This window comes from Prochlorococcus sp. MIT 1341, assembly GCF_034092415.1.
Taxonomy (GTDB): domain Bacteria; phylum Cyanobacteriota; class Cyanobacteriia; order PCC-6307; family Cyanobiaceae; genus AG-363-P08.
In genome coordinates this window covers 1,664,000-1,682,775 of the sequence record NZ_CP139304.1, presented here as the reverse complement: position 1 = coordinate 1,682,775, position 18,776 = coordinate 1,664,000, and the positions used below count along the sequence as shown (strand labels likewise).

Genomic DNA, 18,776 nt, shown 5'->3' with positions numbered 1-18,776 from the left:
CTAACATTCAGCAAGATAACAATTAATCTTTTTAAAGAATTTTGATGTACTAGTCAACCACTGGTAAAGTATAAATCCATTTCTTGTGAAAGTAAGTTAAAGGGACGGAACACAAATGGGGGAAAAGACTCAGAAAAATATTTAAACTTTATTGTTTTTTAAACCTTAAAATTTTAATCTTAAAGTAAATATATAGAAAATTAAGTACCACATTTAATTCACCTACTGCCATTTAATCCTGACTTCTATACGGCTTCTAAATCTTTTTAAAGGGACAATCTTTTCAATTTGTTCGGCAATCTGCCTGTTTAACATTTGTCTTAGGATTTGAACCAAGGAAAAAACAGCTAGGGATCCTGCGACTAAAATAATCAAAAAAAATAGCAGGGGTTCTGGTTTTAGCATCAGAGGCCGTTTTGCTTTCCCAGTTCTGTACTCATTGTAAAAGAATGGGGGTTCGTCTGGTTTAAGATTCGTTGAATGAAGCAAAGAAGACTGATCCATCCGGAGCGATTTCTTCAAAACTACAAATTGATTAATTTAAATACCTCTTATTTCCTAATGAAATCCTACCTTCTAGCCTAATCAGCCATGCTAAGAAGATTTGAAGCCTCCATCTAAATTTTCTCCAAACTTAGAAAGCAATCAAAACAGAAGATTGGCAACCACTCTTTAACTAAATAGTCCTTATAAAGAAGGCTTGATATTCTCTAACATTTATGATGAAGTTAACAATAAAAAAATAAAGCTTGTTTGCATATCTAGGAATTTAAACTAAATGTTATTGGTTCAATAAGACGTAGCTTTCTTCCAAATGAAGCCTAAAGCAAGACCCATCAAGATAAATGGTAGAAGTATTTTTAGTATCCCCACGAAAAAAGAGTTCCCAAACAAATAAACCCGTAAAACACCCATTTAGGTATAAAGAGGATAGAATTATCACCTGAAGGACTTGAAGGGGGGAATCACTTCTGGGTCAATAGACATTGGTTTTCACTAACTATCAGTGCAAAAACAATACCTAACGGCATTCATGAAAGAATTATACTCAATGTATCAGTCAATGCAAACTAAACCTGTTAAGATTCTGAGCCTACTAGGCATTAAGCAAGATCTCTAGGCAAAAGACATTCCGTATCTTTGAATAAATCATACAGTTGGCAATTAATAAACATAGACAAGCATTACTTTAGCAGGGTTAAATGCTAAAAGTTAATGCGCAATTTCCAGTAATAACAAATGGTACGAAAGTTTAGATGCGCATCGAGTTAACAGTCTCAAGGGCTTTTTCTAGAGATAATCCTGCCATTGCTTTCGCAACTAACCAGGCTTGGTCGTCAGAAATGCCCTCAAGGAGTTCAATTAGTTCTTTTGCAGTTTCTTTATTTCCACCAACTTTCTCAGGATGTTGTTTTAGCAGTCTTATATTTTGTTGGATTGTACTACGTCCATTACTGCGTAGAATTGAGTTATGGAGCTTGCAACGCCAATTGGTCTGAAAAAGCGTGCCATCTATGGCCTTATACATATCAGCAATGTGATCTTTACTTATTTATAGCTAATAAAGGCGCAAGGCAAGCATTTCTCAATAGCGTATAACATTTGATAATGTCTAAAGTAATGAAAGAAAGGAATTAATCAGGAGAATTAAGCGGTATTAGGAAATCTTTTCGTGCTTGTTTTGAGACATTAGTCTTACCAGTACAGTTCTCAAAGGCTGAAAGCCTATATAAAGAGGGTTATAACAACAGTAAGAATCTGTATTTCACACTTACATTCTCAGTAAAAGGTTACTCACAGGCCTCTATTTATAAATCTATGAGAGAGGCTACAGGCCAATACCTATAAGATGAATTTGCTCATTTTTTAGACGAATCGAATGGATTCACTAAAGACGGTTGCAATCTGTTTATTGATTGGATGGGTTCTCTCTAAAGGAATCCTTTTCTTTTTGACACAGATCAGCTAAGGCATTAACCCTAAATAGTCTTAAATATCGGATCGCTAAGAAAGCTGACGGCAAAGAAATCATCACTTCCCTCCTCTTTGGGAACAAACAAAATCACTATGCTTAATCAAAAGGTTCATAAGGAAAACACTTCGAATGTAAATGTGAGAAAAAAAATACTTAAACTATTTAAGGTTTATTGTCACACAAACCGAATAATGATTAAAAAGAGTATAAAGTGTAACGTAATCACTTATAAAAACTAACTAGTTCGGTTTTAATCCAATTATGTGTGGACGATATGAGCTCAAGACCCAATTCGAGAAACTACCATTAATTTTAAAGGAAAATCTTCCAAAAAGTTTTGAAAAAAACTACTCACAACAGGAATTAATCAGACCAAATGATCCTGTACTTGTACTAAGGGATGAGGGCAAAGTATCATCTTGTTTCATGCTTTGGGGTTTTATTTCAGAATGGGCAAAAGACCCTTTCGACCCATCTAAGCCAAAACCTTTCAATGCAAGGGTAGAAACTGTTAAAGAGAAGAAATTATTCAGAGGGAGTTGGAGGTATAAAAGATGTCTGTTGCCTGCTAGTGGTTTTTTTGAGAAAGGTCATCGCATAAGCAGGAAAGACTATCAACCATTTTGGCTCGCAGGCATTTGGAATCGATGGATGAGTCCTGAAGGCAGTGAGCTTGAAACTTGCTGTATATTAACAACCAATCCAAACACTTTAATGAAGCAACTTCATAACAGAATGCCAGTTATCATACCAAATGGATTAGAAAAAGATTGGATAGCTCCAAATAAAAATGTTGCGGAGTTGAGGAGACTAGAGTCATTGATAAATGGATGGAGTCCAGAGGAGTGGATAGCAACACCAATTCAAGATAAACCAACTTTTCAGTTGAGTCTTTTTTAAAATATTCATAATTAAGATAATAAAATTACAGGGAATCAAAAAGCAGGATTTACAAAAAATTCAGCGTTACTAAATTGAATACATATAGTTTAAGGTAGTAGAAATAAAGAGGACATTATTTTTTATCGGTAACAATATAAATTTAGTATCGAATTTATATTGTTAGAAGCATTACATGAAGGCTAAGGAGTTGGCCTATCATTAAGGATAGGAGTAGCTAAAGATTCACTAATAATTAATACTATTGAGATTGCTGTGTTAGCAACACCATTAGTAAGTACATGCATCATACAATCGCTGAGCTTTCTGCTGGTCCTCCAGTTTTTTAACCTTTTCTTCGAGCTCTTGCATCTCTTTTTGGACTTGATTAATAAAATCTAACGACCAATCCCAGTTTCGATCTTTACAGTGATTCCTGGCAGAGTCCCAATCCATTGTTCAACTTAGTTTCTAATGATTCTAACAAGTGATACTTGAATTGGGAGTGCCTTACGGAGTAGTGATATAAACACGAAAAGTTTAATTTCTCTTCCTTGGCATCGCCCAACGGATCCCATTAAGACCTCAGGCCTGGCTATTTCAGGTTTTAAGTTATGTGTCGTTGAAAAACCAAATCAACCTCTATCCTGCTGGCTATTAACATTACAAAATGAAGCCTTAGAGGCTTCTAAGTAGATTGGCAGGTCAAGAAATAGCACAATGCTCGTAACTAAGCAGACCAAATGAATGGTGAGAAAGGGTATTTGAGCTCAAGAAAAGAGATAAAGAAGGGTTTCCAGCATCTCTACTAGATGGAATTTATGAAAATCCTAGTACGCCTATTCTAATCATTGTATGAATTCCTAACTATTATAGAGACTGATAAGAGATAAAATAAGATTATGATATTACAATATCTTCTTTGTGTTGTAATTAAAACCTTACTTTTGCTTTTCTAGAACCTTTGGATTAATTGTATGTTAATCTTATGGAATCAGCCTAACTATTATGCCTATTATTAGTGATAGCGATTATTGTATTGACCGTAGAGAACAGAGTTCAAACTAATAAATAAAGAAGATTACTATAATCAAATTTGTAATAATAAAATGTCTAAATTAAAGCGAAGGCTAAACCCACTATTTAAAAACATTCCTCATCTTAGAGGTTATACCTTGACAGACATGAGGGAACTAAAAGACTGGGAGGCTTACCCAAGAGCAAGGAAGAAGTATATTTTTATTTGTACAGCAAAAGTTGCATCTACTAGCATAAATGAAATTTTAAACCATTACATTCATCCGGAGCCTAGGTTTCACCATATGGGCATCCAAGATTTGTCCCTATATTAATCTAGTTTAAATCTAGATGATTACTATAAATTTGCTTTTGTGAGAAATCCATGGGATCGATTTGTCTCACTTTATAACGATATGGCATACGGCAGAAATGGTAACCAGAAACTCATGAACTATTCTTTTCTTGAGAAAAAATATAAAACATTATTTTTTCAAACAAAAACCTTTTCAGACTTTGTACATAGATTTGGAGATTCTGAGTGGAGGAATGAAGCTCATTTCAAGCCCCAAATTCATTTCACATCCATAGATGGCAAAAATAAACTAGATTTTATAGGTAGATTCGAAAATTTATATTCAGACTGGCTAAACCTAACAGAAGAAATTGGCTTGACTTTCTTAGGCGAATTGGGACATGGAATGAAGTCAAAGGTTAAAGTAGAGAATTACAGAAAGTATTATGACAACGCATCCAGGGACATAATCGGGAATATATATAAAGATGATATAGATAATTTTAATTATGAATTCTAAAGATAATTGTATTTTAATCAGTCAGGTATGGCTGACTGAAGATAGGTACAAATTTAAAATGATGTTAGAGATGTCGGCAAGAAAATGCCGGGAATTAAATCCTGATTCATACATTATTATTTCAGGCTCAGGAACCTACCCCAGCAAAAAGACAATCGATGCGTGCGATTCAATAATTTGGAATGACGTTAACAGAGAATTCCCAGGTAATGGGTTCCCAGAAATGATTTACAAAGGAATTTTACATGCTAAAGAGAAAGGGTTTGAACGCATATTTAAATATAGGGGAGATTCAGTCATTCTCAGAGAAAATATTTGTAAATACTGCCAAAAAGTCTTAAAAGATGAAAACAAACTACTTTTAATAAGTCAGGAAAGTGCTATGCACCAATGGCTTGGTGATATGGTTTTATTTGGTGAGACCAATGTGCTAGAAGCTCTTTTTAATCCAGAATTCTGGACAATATCCCCCTATCTAAGTGGAAATGCTGTTTTAGGTAAAAGATACAAAGAAGTCTTGAAAATCAATCCTTCTATGAATTGGATTACTGCATTAAGAGCTTATTGTAGTTTTAGAGACATCCCTAAGTTTAAATGGGTAGACTTAAGATATAATTTTGAAGAGATACCTAGTCTTGATATTCTGAATAACCTAGAAATAACTCAGCAAAGAAAATTTTATTGGGGTTATAAGCAAACTGTACATATTTTTGATGATAAGGACAGGCCAATTACTAATAAAACAAAATGGCTAGTAAATTGGATATATGAATACTCATTTTACAATTATAGTGGTCAATACAAGAGTTTTTATTGCTATTTTAGGAAGTATTTCCTTCTGAATATACATAAAATATTGCCTGTAATCAGAACGATAATTAAAGTATTTAGAATAAAAGAGCTCAAAAAATTAGTGACTAACAAATAATATTCATATATATGCCTAAGTTATCAACTTAGTAGCAAGTGATATCTTGGATAGAAAGAAGAGATTAATGAGTACCGAATAAATATTTCCAGATTTCCAACAGAATGAAACGACCTCTACCCTAAAGTATACTCTTAAAAATACCTTTTCTAAAAAGCAACTTTCGCCAAAATTGCTTAGAATTAATGAAATCACCTACTGGACAATTCAAAAGAGGATTTCTCAAAAGCAAAGTTCCTAAAATGATCAGAGGTCTCTATTCAAACTTTAATAAACAATATATGGAGCAAAGCCTACCGGATAAATTTGGTAAGTAAATTACTATGGCTCGACTAAACGATCGCCTCAGGCAGAATTCACCAGGTCCATTTTTCGTGGACTCAAGTTGCATTGATTGTGGCAGTTGTTGGCATATAGACCCAGAACACTTTTCACAATCAGAGAGTAATTCTTTCGTCCACACGCAACCAAAAAATCAAAAAGAAATTAACAAGGCTCTTTTAGCCATGGTCGATTGTCCTGTAGCAGCAATCGGCGCCCCAAAAGAATTAACTAAAAGCATTCCGGCTGATGTTTTCCCAATATTGGTCACAAAACATCCTGCTGGTGAAATCCATTATTGCGGTTGGAGTTCCAAGCGTAGTTTTGGTGCCAGTAGTTGGCTGATTGTCAAATCAGATGGAAATGTACTTATCGATTCCCCTCGCTGGAGTGCTCCACTTGCTAGACAAATCAAAAAGATGGGTGGGATTAGCCAGATCGTGCTCACTCATCGTGATGATGTAGCAGACCATGCCTATTGGGCTAAAGCTTTCAACTGCGAAAGATGGATTCATCAAAATGATGCAGATGCAGCACCTGAAGCAGAAAAAAAAGTAATAGGCTTAGCTGATCTTCCTCTAGGTAAGAACCTTAGTTTAATTCCCACACCCGGGCATACCAAGGGATCAATGGTTGCTTTACTTGGAGATCAAAAACAAATTCTTTTTAGTGGAGATCACCTTTGGTGGAATCCTAAAAAAGGTGCTTTAATAGCTTCAAAAGAATATTGCTGGTGGGATTGGAACGAGCAATTGAAATCAGTAGAACGGCTTATCGGTCTCGACGTCAGCTGGATATTGCCTGGTCATGGATATGCCCATCAATTTAACTCTCAAGAATGGAAGAAAGCCATCCTAAAAACACTCTCCTATGCAGGATCAAGAAGCACAAACGCAAAGGTATAGAAACATTTATTTTTAACCTTTAACCCATAGTGCAAGTCCACCCCCTCGTCCTCTAGCTGAAAGCCATTTACCATTTTGCTCTATTGAAATCAATGCAAAAAAAGGCATATTCATTTCATCTGGTTTTGGCAAAAACCGACTGAAAACAACACTGGAGCCGGCTTTAAACTCTATACAATCAAAAAAGAAGGGTAATAAAGGTTGTTTACCTTTTAAATTACCAGAACCCTTAAATCGTATTGAAAGAAATCCAAATTGAATGGAGTTTGCAATAACAAACTGGTTCGCCTCACCTTTTTTGATGTCCAAGCTTGCTGAAAATAGTCGCAATAATGCACTCATAAAAAGATCTTCCTGATCATTTGCTTGCTTCCACACCGAAATAAATTGCCAGAGGCCAATTAAAGATTCAGATGAAATGCCACTTCCATCTTTGCGCGCGATAGCTTCAAGCTCTAGCAATTTTTGCTGGTTAGGAAGTTTCAAAGCAGATAGATCTATCTCCTCGCCATCTTTCAAATTGTTTAGCAATAGACTTTTTCCTTTATGCGCATGAGCCATAATCCACAAAGAAAGGCCTGCCATGACCAATACAATATCTATAAATAAAAACTTGGTTAAATTCATTTCTTTACCATGATGTTGCGTGTACAAGTTTAGAAACTTTTACTAAAGTGAATAGCGAAAGTCGATAGTTGGATTAGGATCCAGTTTCTTCTATATAACCATTATGCCTTAGAGGCCTATATGAATGAATCCAAAAAGTCAGGAACTTGAAGGTGTATTAAATCCAAAGTTGCTTACCCTAAATGAATGGATTTGAGAAAAATCTCCTATTAGAAAGGAAAAAATACTGTTTAATAAGGCGAAAACTTATAGGAAAAGCATAGATATTTTATGATGGTCCTATCAAAAGCTGACTAGCTCAAAAGAAATTACCAAGGAAGAATTTCTCCATTAGAGTGCCAAAAAGTACCTGAATTCTCAAGTGTTAATAAGTCAATTCTTGAAAGAAGTCCATTAACTGATTGTTCTGGGGTAATCCCGTTAGGAGTAAACCCGGTCATCCGTGTACTTACTAAGCCAGGATGCAAAATAGCCACAGCAATTCCTCGTGACTTTAGGTCAATTGATAAAGATTTGCCTACCATACAAAGTGCAACCTTAGACATCCGATAGCCATAAGAGCCACCAGATGCATTGTCCTCGATGGATCCCATCCGGCTTGTCATAAGTGCAACTTTGGAGCCCATTCTCATATTTCCAAGAAATGCATGTGTAAGGCATAAAGGACTTAATGCATTCACCTCAAACTGACGAATAACACTTTCAGGGTCAAGATTTGATAAAGAATTAAATTCTGCAATACCTGCATTTTGAATCAAAACATCTATGCACTTGCCTTCTAACTTCTCTTTAAGCTTCACCACAGATGCTCCTGAGGTAATATCAACCCCTGATTCAACTCTTACTCCAAGTTGATCTAATTCGGGAGAAGAGTCTCGGCATGTGGCAATAACATCATGTCCTCTTTTTTTCAGTTGACGACAATATTCCAATCCTATTCCTCGGTTTGAGCCTGTTATCAAATAATTAGTCAAGGGAAAATCAGGTTGAAGTGAATATATGAATATACTTTAGTTCAACTTTAAAAGAGAGTTCCGAATATAACAAAAAACCAATATCCAGTGAAAACAAAATATGTATCGAATGTTCTTGTACTACCTGAATTTCGATCTGAAGCTTTTAATAGTCTCAAAATCAATCAGATCAAAACTATTCCAATACCAAATATTGTCATTGTAGTTAAAAGTAAAGTTTCCCAATCAAGCTTCTCTCCTTCTTCTTTTGCTACAAAAAGTGAAATTACAGGCGATGTACTCAAGAGTGTCCACCCTAATCCAAGAGGTAATGTTCTAAAAACATTTTGCTGAAACAATATTCCTAAATTTGTCCCCAAAAAAGTTGCCTTTATAAGGCTAGACTTGTTTTTTGAAGGCAATTTTTTTATTGATGTAATTAAATCCCTCTCAATAAAGGGGAATAAGCCGATAATACCACCGAGCAATCTAATCTCCGTAGTTTGGAATGGGTTTAGATCAGAATTTGTGAGTACGAACCTTGACAAAGTTGCTGCAATCACAGCACATAATACAGAAAGAAAAGCAAAAGCAAAGCCTTTCATTTTAGAGATATTAGCTTCCAAAATCTGATTACTTTTCGTTCTATGAAGTGCCACACCTAGCAAAGAAATGCTTACTATGAAAATACCTGCAGATACTTTTAATGATGGCATTTCCTGTAAAATCACAGAGCCTAAAATCGTTGCACAAATCGGGGAAAAAGCTTCAACGGTAAGAGTTCTACGTGTTCCTATTATCTTCAACGAAGTTATATAAAAAGAATCACCTAAAGCTATTCCGATGATACCACTTAGTAAAAGAATAAATATCGCTTTAAAGCTTGAATCAAAATCAAAAATTAATAAGGCTGGAAAGAATACTACGAATGCAATTATATTCTTTATAATATTAATTTGTAAAGCAGAAAACCATTTGGTCTGCTGCCTCCATAAGAAACAAGCATATGTCCAAGAACTGGCTGCTAATAAAGCAGAAATAATGCCAAACAAACCTTATGAGCCAGGATGAATTAGCATATCTTACACTTTTCCAGCAAATACTTGTCTCCGGGGCAGAGAAAACACGTGTAAAGAATAATTGGATTACATTTCTTAAGTCATCCTTCTTATGAGCGTGACCTAAGCGTTATTATGAACCTTTAGCTCCTCACAAGCATGTTTAACTTCCACCCGAGTAGATACAATAGATACTTTTAGCTATGTAAATTTCCATTTAGGAATTTTAATACACGCGATATTAGAAGAAACCAGAACCTTCACTCAAAAAATTCTATTCAAACTTTTCAGCAAACAAAACAATGCGTAGGAAAATGTCCCCTAGAAGAGCTTTGCTTACAGCAGCAATAATGGCTGTTGTCCCAACTCTTCTTTTTGCTAATTTCTCTGAGCAATTTTCAAATTTCCTAATTCTAATTCTTACCACTCTTATTAATTGGCCAATAATTCGGTGGCTTGACGATCGTCAATGGTATAGAGAATGGATAAAAGAAGAGTCTCAATAATCAAATTGAAGCCTGTAGCTCCAATGGGACAAAAATACTTTCGCATTAGCTAATTTGAAAGCCTTTTAAAGTGATGGCAAGACTTTACTGAGAATCAAAATTTCCTTCTAAGCTTTATGAAACCTGGTTGGATTAATAACTACAGAGCCATTATCGTCGAAAAATAGACGAAATTAAAGGCCGTTTTATTTCAAGAGGTGCTTCGCCATATCCAACCCATATAAAACCAATAATTTCTTCTTCACCCTGATCAATCCCAACAATTTTATAGGTATTTTTATCTGTAGTAATTTTTCCAGTGGACCATTTACTCCCTACACCCTCGCCCACAAGTGAAAGAGATAGATTTTGGATGGCGCACGCACAAGCCGCATAATCTTCTAACTTCCTTTTGGGATCAGCATTAACTACCTGACTAACGACAAGCAGGTGAGAGGGATTCAGCATCTTTTTTAAGATTTTCCCCTTGCTAATTTGATCTGGTGAACAATTCTCAAACTTGAGCTCTAAAGCTAACTGGACAAGCAATTGTCTTTTCTGCATTTGGAGGCTAGTAAAACGCCATGGAAAAGTATGCATATGGCAAGGGGCAAAATTAGCTGCCTCTATTGCCCGTTCAATAATTATTTCTGGAACCTTCTTGGTATTAAAAGAATGAATTGTTCTCCGGTTTTTTATTGCTTCTTGTAAGTCCATAGGTTCTTCATACCTTCTAACTAAATTATCGAAAAGGTTGACGGATATCACAAATTTCTCTTTAAAATTTATTCAAAGCACTAACAACTCTCGCCGAGCACCTCGATAGACAAGAGACCCACTACTGGCCACATAAGCAATAAGAAACAATAGTTTCAAGAAATCAGAAGGGATCCCTTAAACTTTTCAAAGCTTTGCAAGACATTTCAAAAGTTCTCCACCTAGCAAAACGAGCTATTTCAATTAATCCAAATTAAAACTCTCGATTGGTCTCGATATTTGGGTGTTCTGCCTTCGGCTCGTTCTAAAGAAGCCAATTATTTTTGACATCCTCCATCTACTTCTCAGGAGCACGAATTTTGCAGCTAATTCAAACCTATGAACGCAACACCATAGAGGCATAACTGAATCAACAATAAGTGTTTTTAGGAGCATCTCCCAAAGCTAAAAGTCCTCTATTTCAAGAATGAAAGGAATTTCCCAAAAAACTCTGGGAATGAGCCAATAATTAAAAGAGCTCCACCAAGAAATACAGCAACAATTGCAGCATCAACAAATAGGTCTTTCCATATGTAAGGCTTTTTTTCGGTCATCTGATTTAGATAGCTTTAAAAGGCTAATTCATTAAAAGGGAGAGAATCAATTCTATTTGCCCCCTTGAAGAATGTTCTTGTGGTGAGAAGGTTCAAACTAAATAGCTTAGCGAGACTAATACTTGGAGTAATTGGGTGAGTACTTGATCTAAAAATATTTTTTTTTAATGAGCGAAAACCACTAAAGAAGCGGTTTGTTATCTTTTGGCTTGGGATAGCAAAATGCCTTGTCAAGATTGGGCTCTGTTATGAAGCTCTGCCAACCTTTTAATTAATTCTTCCATCGCTCATCAACACAAGCTAAACACTATTCGAAAAGGCCTGCTAAAAAGCTAGAAAGGAAATACAACTTTCTGGAGCTACTAATAAATGGGATTTCCACACTGCCCTCTATGCGTTGCCCTAGCTTGTTTATCCATTCTGGTAGTTGTTACACGTGCTCTCTTGAGCGGGTTCCTGATCAAAAAAACTATAAAGCCGAAACCTCTCATCCAAGTCCTTTGATATGAATGCAATTAACTGCTCACTCATGAGAAATTAAAGGCTGTTACCCCAATTAAACAGGAGGAATAGTTCAAACCCATTCGCAATCGTTTTCGCATTTCAATAGGGCTCCCACCCGGAGAGCTAATTGTCTAATAAATCATTGAAGAAGAAAAAAGAGTGTCACCTTTAGGTAGGAATGACTCATAGAGGTTCTTTTTCCAAAGGACTCTCTTCAAGCTTCACTGGGGCATTCCCTAATCAAGAAGCATCAGTATTAGCCAGGGAAATTTCTTGAGAATCTTTAAGTAAGAGGCTCTGATGACAAAACTGAATGCTTTAAAGCCTTTGGCAGCAACTAATCCGCTAAACGGGACAAATACTTTTGCAGCTATAGAAACTGACATCAACAGAATGTAGGAACCTAAGCTCCTTGGTTACAAGTTTTGGATATTTTTTTGAAATAGAGGCAGTGGTCTCTGAAAACAATTTATTGCTTTAGCCAAGAAAGTCTACTCAGCCAAATAAAAAGCCTCCGCATGCAGAACGGAGGCTTTTACCCTCGTAAGCTGTTTGATCCCCATCACCCAGCCACGCTGAGGCTAGTAAGAAGATCACTCTGTGTAATGAGTACTAAGCCTTAATTTTCAGAGAGAGCTACACCATAGGTAGCGGAATAAGCATTCCAAATCACGTCGCATCTGGGACTTGAATTACGGCTCAAAGTCGCTTAGAAATAGTGTCCCCATCACCCAGGCCCAAAGCATTTGCGAGGGGCCTTTTTTTTTTGTGGGGCCAATAGAGCTCGCCAGAAGAAAGCAAATCGACTGCAATACAAGCATCTATAGCGAAAAGCCACCTTCTAATTTTTAAGTTCGTAAAAAACAACTCGAATCAACTGGATTGCCAAATTCAGTTGATTCACACAACACTCGCAATGCCAAAGGTTTTTGCAATAGCTTTTTCATCCGCCATAAAAGCTCTTTTTAATAAAAAAAATAGGTATTGCTTTAGTCCAAACTGAATACAAATGAAAAGTTATTCCTCCCATTCCCTCCACGAATGGCATGCACTAATGGCTTATGGAAACTTCCCTTGGTGTGCCTATCAGCTTCTCTCAGGTAATGAGAATCGAATTGAAATTGAAAAGCAATCCAAGACAGAGAACCTCACTCCTACGAGTAAAAGAGAATTACCAAGCCTTTTTTAGAGTAATGGGATTCCCTTTCCTCCCTAGAGAGATCGAGCCCAACTGCTAATCCCTCTGTAATTGCATTCGCATAGAAATCTTCTGAAAGACAAGCCTCCTTCTCTTTGCACAATGCAGCAATTCCAACTGGAGTGGCATGCCATTGAAATCTGGAGGTATCTCCTATTGCTGGGTCCTGAAGAGAGTCCTCTAGCAGCTCCTGAGTAGACATGGTCAAAAAACCATAAAGAAGGAATTGATAACACAATTACAGAAACCAACTGTAAGCGTGGCTAATTCGTTCTTTTGAAAACATCCCAGGATTGTTCAACCTGCATGTATGAAATGCTTAGGCCTCAAAAATGAGAGCCTCAGCGAAGCTTTATCCAACTTAGAAATGATCAAGGGAAAAGAGGAGAAACCAATCAGAAACAAGTGGAGCAATAAAGAAAACCTTGTCGAAGGTTTTGTCTACTGAACTATGCGTACAAAGAAAATGACAATGGTTTCGACTCCAAGACTTAACAAAACCAGTCAAATGAGATCTTGCACAATCCGTCAAGATGGAAAAAAGGAGGGCATTACCCCGTAGTTTCGACAACTAGAGCGATGTCTATGACTTCTTGAGCAACTCTACGAAGACATTTACAGCTCTTATGCTGACTATGCAGACCGTCCTCCCAATGAATTGTTGAGTTCGAGAAAAGAAGTTAATTTGAGTTAGTTCTTGAATCCATTGAAAGGTATGGCTGAATCTGTAACTGCCAGGGTTAAGGCATGGATTAAAAATTTAATGGGTGGGATGGGAGGCGCCGTCGTCTCAGAGAAAAGCAAAACCGTGCCACCTGACATTGGAGACCAACCATACAAAGACAAACCAAAGAAAGGGGTTTTATAAAAAAGAGGCAAAAGCCTTGTAATACAAAGCCTCCTAAAATCCCTATTTTCGACAAGCTTCATTAATGTGACGAAAGAAACTGCTTGGATATAAAGCTTAAAAGCTATCAACTCAAATGGAGAAGCAAGAATAGCTAGAGCTTTCTAAAACGTTTTACTTATCATATTCACCTATCTTTAGCTTCCTCAAAGCCACGTCAGATAGTGAATCAAAATTGAAATCTATGCCTGACAATAAAACAGATCGATGTCTCAAACTAGGAAGCTATTTTAGGTACCAGGTAAAATTTGCCTTTAAATTTTTACGTTGAGGGTCTAAATAAAAAATATAAATATAAAAAATATATACCAAAAACAAGTGGGCCAGAGGCTTTAATTGTAGGTAGTCTAAAGCAATTTTAGCTATACTTAGGCTAAATACGGCAAGCCGAACCGTCACACTCCGTAATATAATTCGTTATAGTTCTTCACAGCTCATCGACGAGCGACATTTTTTCACCTTTCTCCAATGAAAAACTCTCCACAACTTGATGCTGTTGCCAATCCGTTTCTTGCTGAACGCATTAATGGATGGGCCGCAATGATGGGACTATGGGCTTTAGTTGGTGCATACATATCAACAGGTCAGATCGTCCCTGGAATTGTTTAACAAAATCACTAACATATCGCATAATAATGAACAAAACCTCTGAACTGCTAAATGGAAGATGCGCGATGATCGGTATCTTTTCTGCTCTAGGAACTTACGCCTTCACTGGGCAAATCATTCCGGGTATTTTTTAGGACTATGGAATTAGACCCCTTCAAGCCTATCAAACAATTTATGATTGGGATCTGCAAAAGGTCCGCTTCGTATTCCCACTGAGGCATCTTACAAATGAGTATTGGTACATTATTTTTAACCTCCATATCTAGTGGAATTATTACCCAAGATGAATTAAATTGGGTAGCTATAAACCAATTGAATTTCTCAAAGTGTGAGCAAGCTACTTCATTAAAGCTTGGGGAACTAGTCGATTCTGGCCAGATTCAACTTGGATTCAGGAAGTGAAAAATATTGAGATACCTTTCTAAATTAATTTAACCTAATTTTTCATGATTTTATCAACTCTAATTACTCCTCAGCCCCCTATAGGATACATCGATTCTTTCTATAGGTTATTGGCTAGAATTTCATTGCTTTCGGCTTTTCTAGTCTTATTTTTTCATTATCAATATCTTCATAATCCTGGTATACATATCTTCTTTCAAGCAAAAGGTATTTTCCTTTTTTGAGGCCATTAAACTTACAGGATTAAAAATCAAAGCCCCCGTGCTAAATCAACTAAACCTACTTATTCTCTATCAATTAATCAATACAAATGTCTCACCAAATTTCTATTGCGCTAAATTCGCCATTTCGCGAGTTAATTGAATTTACTTTCTTCTTAGCCATTGGTTTAGCTGCAGGGTCTGTGGGGGTATTGTGAATTTTTTTCCTAATTTTTTTAATGAGATTATGCCTTTAATCCAACTTCAATCATCCTTAGATAGTTTTTCAGCATGGAAAGCGATCCTTTGGTGCTTTTATCCAATGGTAGTTCTTGTTGCTTTTGAACTTCTTGCCCGCAATTCTGATGACGACGATGATCAAGGTGGAGGAAAAATGATTCCAATCATGCAAGGTGTTCAATAAGAAAATCTTATATTTGAACGCCAGGAAAAATCTAATGCCAACACTATTCTCTCCATACAACAGGGCCACTACGGCTCAACCTGTTTAAGATGCATAAAATTTTTGCATCAACTTGAAAAAAATTCTTGTTTTGGCATTTGCCCTCTCTCTTAACGCCGTCCCTGTTCTTGCCTGGGGTAGTGGGGACTGCCCATACTCAAAAACAGGAGAGAATCAAGAAACTGTTAATGAAAAGCGAGAAAAGACTCAGGACTCCGAAAAGGACTAAAAGTATTAATCCCCTGCAAGTAGATGCAAAGTGAACTATCAAATGTTGCTTGAGTGTCATGCTGCCGGGACAGCAATTACAAAGGAAGAAGCTCAGATATTGGAGCTAGAGCTTGATTCTCAACTCGCAAGCATCAGTGTTTCCAGAACGCAGGGTTGTGTAGAGGCTGCACCAGATCACATTTGTGAAGCCGCCTCTGTTCGCAAAGGTAGTTACTGGATTACTTGCTTTGCGTCTGTACTTGACCAGATCAATCCCGTCCCGATTGGAAAAAAAGCAAGAGGTGCAACAGTCTTCGATAAGTTGGTAGAAAACGGTTATGCAATTAAATGAAGAAAAATCAGAGCAAAAACTTACTCCCCTTCCAGCAAGGAAGGCCCACTAACACTTCAAAGTCCTGTAGTTTATGCAACCATGAAAATACTTTGATCAAGGTCTATGAATCAGAATCAACTTCTAGCTAATTAAAACTAAACAGTTGTTAGGATATTTGATTGCAAAGAATCCCTAAAGCCTGTTCAAAGTTTTGAGGTTCTAAATGGTTGAAGTTATAAGAGACTATGCGGGTAGACTTAATGAATGATGAAAGCCCTGTTACTACTACTATCTGTAATTAATAGCGTGAGTTCTTTGAGGGCTGAAGAGCTAAACATAATGGCTCACAAAACATGTCAAGCAAGAAAAGGAAATGATTACAAAAACTGCTATCTTTACTATTCTCGGATTTACCCAGAAAGAAATCAAAAGGGTTCTTCTTTAATTGATTCTAATCAACACTTACTAGCGAAGCTATATGACTATGGAGAACCAAGTGCCGATATTGCGGATAAGGAATTTTTGAGTCTTCATTTTAAAATGATGTATTCCTATTGGATCGAACGTTCTAAGGCGCGTGGCGCAACTTTTCCTATACCTATCCTCCGCCTTGATGATGGATATTTGATGGGATGTGGAAAAAAACTAATTTCTAAGTTGCCCAATATTTATTGTCCTTCCTCCAGTGAAATTACTGTTGATGTAAGGCCATTAATTCAAGGTTTCACTGACAGAAAAAATCTTAATCTTAGTTATCTTAGCTTGGCAATTTTATCTCATGAATTTGGACATCATGTGAATTATCATATTGGCAGAGAAAAGTACCTTGACAATGAGGAGAATGAGGCTGATTGGAGGGCTGGAAAGTACTTGGCTTATGCAATATCTAAAAAGTTGATGCCTTTAGAAGGTTTTACTAAGGGTGCGAATCTCTTTTTTAGTGTTGGAGATTTTCATTTACTCTCAAAGCATGACAACCCCAAAAATAGATTTAATTCTTTCATGAATGGCTTCAATGATGAATCGATGGGTGTAGGAAGTTTTGCAGGAGAATGGCTGCAAGATACTAATGAAACCTTTTCAAAAAGAGTTGGCAGAAGCTACAAAATTAAAGATAGGAAGTTATATTTTGATGTTTATCGGTTTGAGATTGAAAGAGGCAGGCAAATCGCTGGGAATATTTTTGCAGGTGTCATTGGTGCAATCAATTGTTCACAAGGGGCTAGCGAAGATTGCGTTAATTCACTTTTTCTTCAAGGGCAAGCAAAACCGGAAGGTTGGTTCAGAAAGCGGAAATTGACCCTTAACTGTACAAGCAAGATGTTTGATATTAAAGGCGACGGATTTAAGGCTCAGTCGATATATTCAGATCGTAAGGGACAAGCGCAAAACCTTGCCAAGAGATATTGTTAGGAATCTCTATAGACAAGTGATCCGGCATTAGTATAACAGAAAATAATAAGAAACTTATAGAGGGCTTTTGATTTGAGTTCTATTAGCTGACCTTTAATAAATAAACGCTACTTGAGAATTGTATATCAGAAGAAAGTTTGGATTGATTTTAAGAAGTTATCTTTAAGTTCTCAACTGATGATTGGTTTGCTTAAATAATGCAACTGTATCCTTCAATCCATCAACAAGAGGGATCTTAGCCTTCCAACCTAGGGTAGATATTCGGTCTATATTTAATAGTTTTCGTGGTGTACCATCTGGTTTACTTTTGTCCCATAAAATCTGACCTTGATAGCCTGTTATATTTGCAACGGTTTCTGCTAATTCTTTTATGGTCAGATCAACTCCTGTACCAACATTTAAAAACTGAAGTTCATCCTTTTTGGGCTTCCATTTCTCCAAGCAATAAACACAAGCATCGCTTAGATCATCTACATGTAGAAATTCGCGGTAGGGCGATCCGCTTCCCCAACATGTAACTGATTTCTCTCCTTTTTCTGCTGCCTCATTAAACCTTCTTATAAATGAAGGAAGTACATGACTGTTCCTAGGATGATAATTATCTCCAGGTCCATAAAGGTTAGTTGGCATAAGACTAATTGCATCAAACCCATATTGAATGCGAAGTGCGTTGCACAACTTTATCCCTGATATTTTTGCAATCGCATACCACTGATTAGTTGGCTCGAGTGCTGATTCCAACAAAGCCTCTTCTTTAATTGGCTGAATAGCATACTTAGGATATATACAACTACTCCCTAGGAATAGTAATCTTCTAACTCCATTCCTCCATGAGGCTTCGATTACATTATTCTGTATTTTTAGGTTCTGCAAAAGAAAAGAAGCGGGATACATATTATTTGCTTCTATACCCCCAACTTTAGCGGCTGCAAGGACAACTACATCGGGTTGACTTGCTTGTATCCAGTTATCTACGGAATCAAAATCCTCTAGGTCTAAATCAGATCGATTTGCTGTTAAAATATTAGTGTAATTTTTGCTCAAAAGAGACCGGCAAATAGCACTTCCAACCATACCGTTATGGCCCGCTATAAAGATACGATCTTTTAACTGGATAAGGTTTTGCATACAAATATTATATTATAAACTCATCGAATTAATACTTTTAGAGTCTTTCAAAAAAACATATTGAGATTTCGAAAACACAATCAGAGTATAGTAAGATTTTAAGAGCTGGGAACTCGCAGCTACTTCGACAAAAAG

At 36.5% G+C, this 18,776-nt stretch carries 19 protein-coding genes; 11 read left to right on the top strand and 8 right to left on the bottom strand.

The window, feature by feature from the left end; translation table 11 throughout:
• Positions 1-1,252: 1,252 nt before the first annotated feature.
• Positions 1,253-1,528: a hypothetical protein gene (locus tag SOI84_RS08545; protein WP_320674110.1), complete on the bottom strand. Its 276-nt coding sequence runs from the start codon at positions 1,526-1,528 to the stop codon at positions 1,253-1,255.
• 708 nt (positions 1,529-2,236) lie between these two features.
• Here SOI84_RS08545 and SOI84_RS08540 point away from each other — a divergent pair.
• The 4 genes from SOI84_RS08540 to SOI84_RS08525 all read left to right on the top strand — a co-directional run bounded on the left by SOI84_RS08540 (position 2,237) and on the right by SOI84_RS08525 (position 6,840).
• Positions 2,237-2,875, top strand: coding sequence for an SOS response-associated peptidase (locus tag SOI84_RS08540; RefSeq protein WP_320674109.1), 639 nt, complete (start codon positions 2,237-2,239; stop codon positions 2,873-2,875).
• A gap of 1,370 nt (positions 2,876-4,245) precedes the next feature.
• On the top strand, positions 4,246-4,686 hold the full coding sequence (locus SOI84_RS08535) for a sulfotransferase family 2 domain-containing protein (RefSeq protein WP_320674108.1): 441 nt from the start codon (positions 4,246-4,248) through the stop codon (positions 4,684-4,686).
• Positions 4,676-5,614: a hypothetical protein gene (locus SOI84_RS08530; RefSeq protein WP_320674107.1), complete on the top strand. Its 939-nt coding sequence runs from the start codon at positions 4,676-4,678 to the stop codon at positions 5,612-5,614. Before SOI84_RS08535 ends, SOI84_RS08530 begins: the two co-directional genes overlap by 11 nt.
• Positions 5,615-5,937: 323 nt before the next feature.
• Positions 5,938-6,840, top strand: coding sequence for an MBL fold metallo-hydrolase (locus SOI84_RS08525; RefSeq protein ID WP_320674106.1), 903 nt, complete (start codon positions 5,938-5,940; stop codon positions 6,838-6,840).
• Between the two features lie 12 nt (positions 6,841-6,852).
• Here the strand turns inward: SOI84_RS08525 and SOI84_RS08520 are convergent, their stop codons facing one another.
• The 3 genes from SOI84_RS08520 to SOI84_RS08510 all read right to left on the bottom strand — a co-directional run bounded on the left by SOI84_RS08520 (position 6,853) and on the right by SOI84_RS08510 (position 9,472).
• Positions 6,853-7,467: a hypothetical protein gene (locus SOI84_RS08520; protein WP_320674105.1), complete on the bottom strand. Its 615-nt coding sequence runs from the start codon at positions 7,465-7,467 to the stop codon at positions 6,853-6,855.
• A gap of 308 nt (positions 7,468-7,775) precedes the next feature.
• Positions 7,776-8,441, bottom strand: coding sequence for an SDR family oxidoreductase (locus tag SOI84_RS08515; protein WP_320674104.1), 666 nt, complete (start codon positions 8,439-8,441; stop codon positions 7,776-7,778).
• A gap of 164 nt (positions 8,442-8,605) precedes the next feature.
• Positions 8,606-9,472, bottom strand: a complete 867-nt coding sequence (locus SOI84_RS08510) for a DMT family transporter (protein WP_320674103.1) — start codon at positions 9,470-9,472, stop codon at positions 8,606-8,608.
• Positions 9,473-9,780: 308 nt separating this feature from the next.
• On the opposite strand from SOI84_RS08510, the gene SOI84_RS08505 reads away from it, so the two are divergent.
• Positions 9,781-9,984 (top strand): hypothetical protein, encoded by a 204-nt coding sequence (locus tag SOI84_RS08505; protein WP_320674102.1) that lies wholly within the window; start codon positions 9,781-9,783, stop codon positions 9,982-9,984.
• Positions 9,985-10,134: 150 nt separating this feature from the next.
• Here SOI84_RS08505 and SOI84_RS08500 read toward each other — a convergent pair whose 3' ends face one another.
• From SOI84_RS08500 to SOI84_RS08490, 3 genes are all read right to left on the bottom strand, one after another.
• Positions 10,135-10,731, bottom strand: a complete 597-nt coding sequence (locus SOI84_RS08500) for a nitroreductase (protein ID WP_320674101.1) — start codon at positions 10,729-10,731, stop codon at positions 10,135-10,137.
• A gap of 404 nt (positions 10,732-11,135) precedes the next feature.
• A complete protein-coding gene (locus SOI84_RS08495) occupies positions 11,136-11,273 on the bottom strand; it encodes a hypothetical protein (RefSeq protein ID WP_320674100.1) in 138 nt (45 codons plus the stop codon).
• Between the two features lie 1,658 nt (positions 11,274-12,931).
• Complete coding sequence (locus SOI84_RS08490) at positions 12,932-13,177, bottom strand: hypothetical protein (protein WP_320674099.1); 246 nt, start codon at positions 13,175-13,177, stop codon at positions 12,932-12,934.
• A 513-nt stretch (positions 13,178-13,690) separates the two neighbouring features.
• Here SOI84_RS08490 and SOI84_RS08485 point away from each other — a divergent pair.
• From SOI84_RS08485 to SOI84_RS08460, 6 genes are all read left to right on the top strand, one after another.
• On the top strand, positions 13,691-13,843 hold the full coding sequence (locus tag SOI84_RS08485; protein WP_320674098.1) for a hypothetical protein: 153 nt from the start codon (positions 13,691-13,693) through the stop codon (positions 13,841-13,843).
• A gap of 507 nt (positions 13,844-14,350) precedes the next feature.
• Entirely contained in the window at positions 14,351-14,491 is a 141-nt protein-coding gene (locus SOI84_RS10025; protein ID WP_414153589.1) for a high light inducible protein, read from the top strand.
• Positions 14,492-15,340: 849 nt separating this feature from the next.
• The gene (locus SOI84_RS08475) at positions 15,341-15,517 is read left to right on the top strand and encodes a hypothetical protein (protein WP_320674097.1); all 177 of its coding nucleotides are present in this window, start codon (positions 15,341-15,343) and stop codon (positions 15,515-15,517) included.
• Positions 15,518-15,629: 112 nt separating this feature from the next.
• On the top strand, positions 15,630-15,785 hold the full coding sequence (locus SOI84_RS08470; RefSeq protein ID WP_320674096.1) for a hypothetical protein: 156 nt from the start codon (positions 15,630-15,632) through the stop codon (positions 15,783-15,785).
• Between the two features lie 30 nt (positions 15,786-15,815).
• A complete protein-coding gene (locus tag SOI84_RS08465; protein ID WP_320674095.1) occupies positions 15,816-16,118 on the top strand; it encodes a hypothetical protein in 303 nt (100 codons plus the stop codon).
• A gap of 246 nt (positions 16,119-16,364) precedes the next feature.
• Entirely contained in the window at positions 16,365-17,513 is a 1,149-nt protein-coding gene (locus SOI84_RS08460; protein ID WP_320674094.1) for a Zn peptidase, read from the top strand.
• Between the two features lie 162 nt (positions 17,514-17,675).
• Here SOI84_RS08460 and SOI84_RS08455 read toward each other — a convergent pair whose 3' ends face one another.
• Positions 17,676-18,641 carry a GDP-L-fucose synthase gene (locus SOI84_RS08455; RefSeq protein ID WP_320674093.1) on the bottom strand — a complete coding sequence of 322 codons (966 nt, stop codon included), beginning with the start codon at positions 18,639-18,641 and terminating at the stop codon, positions 17,676-17,678.
• Positions 18,642-18,776: the final 135 nt, after the last annotated feature.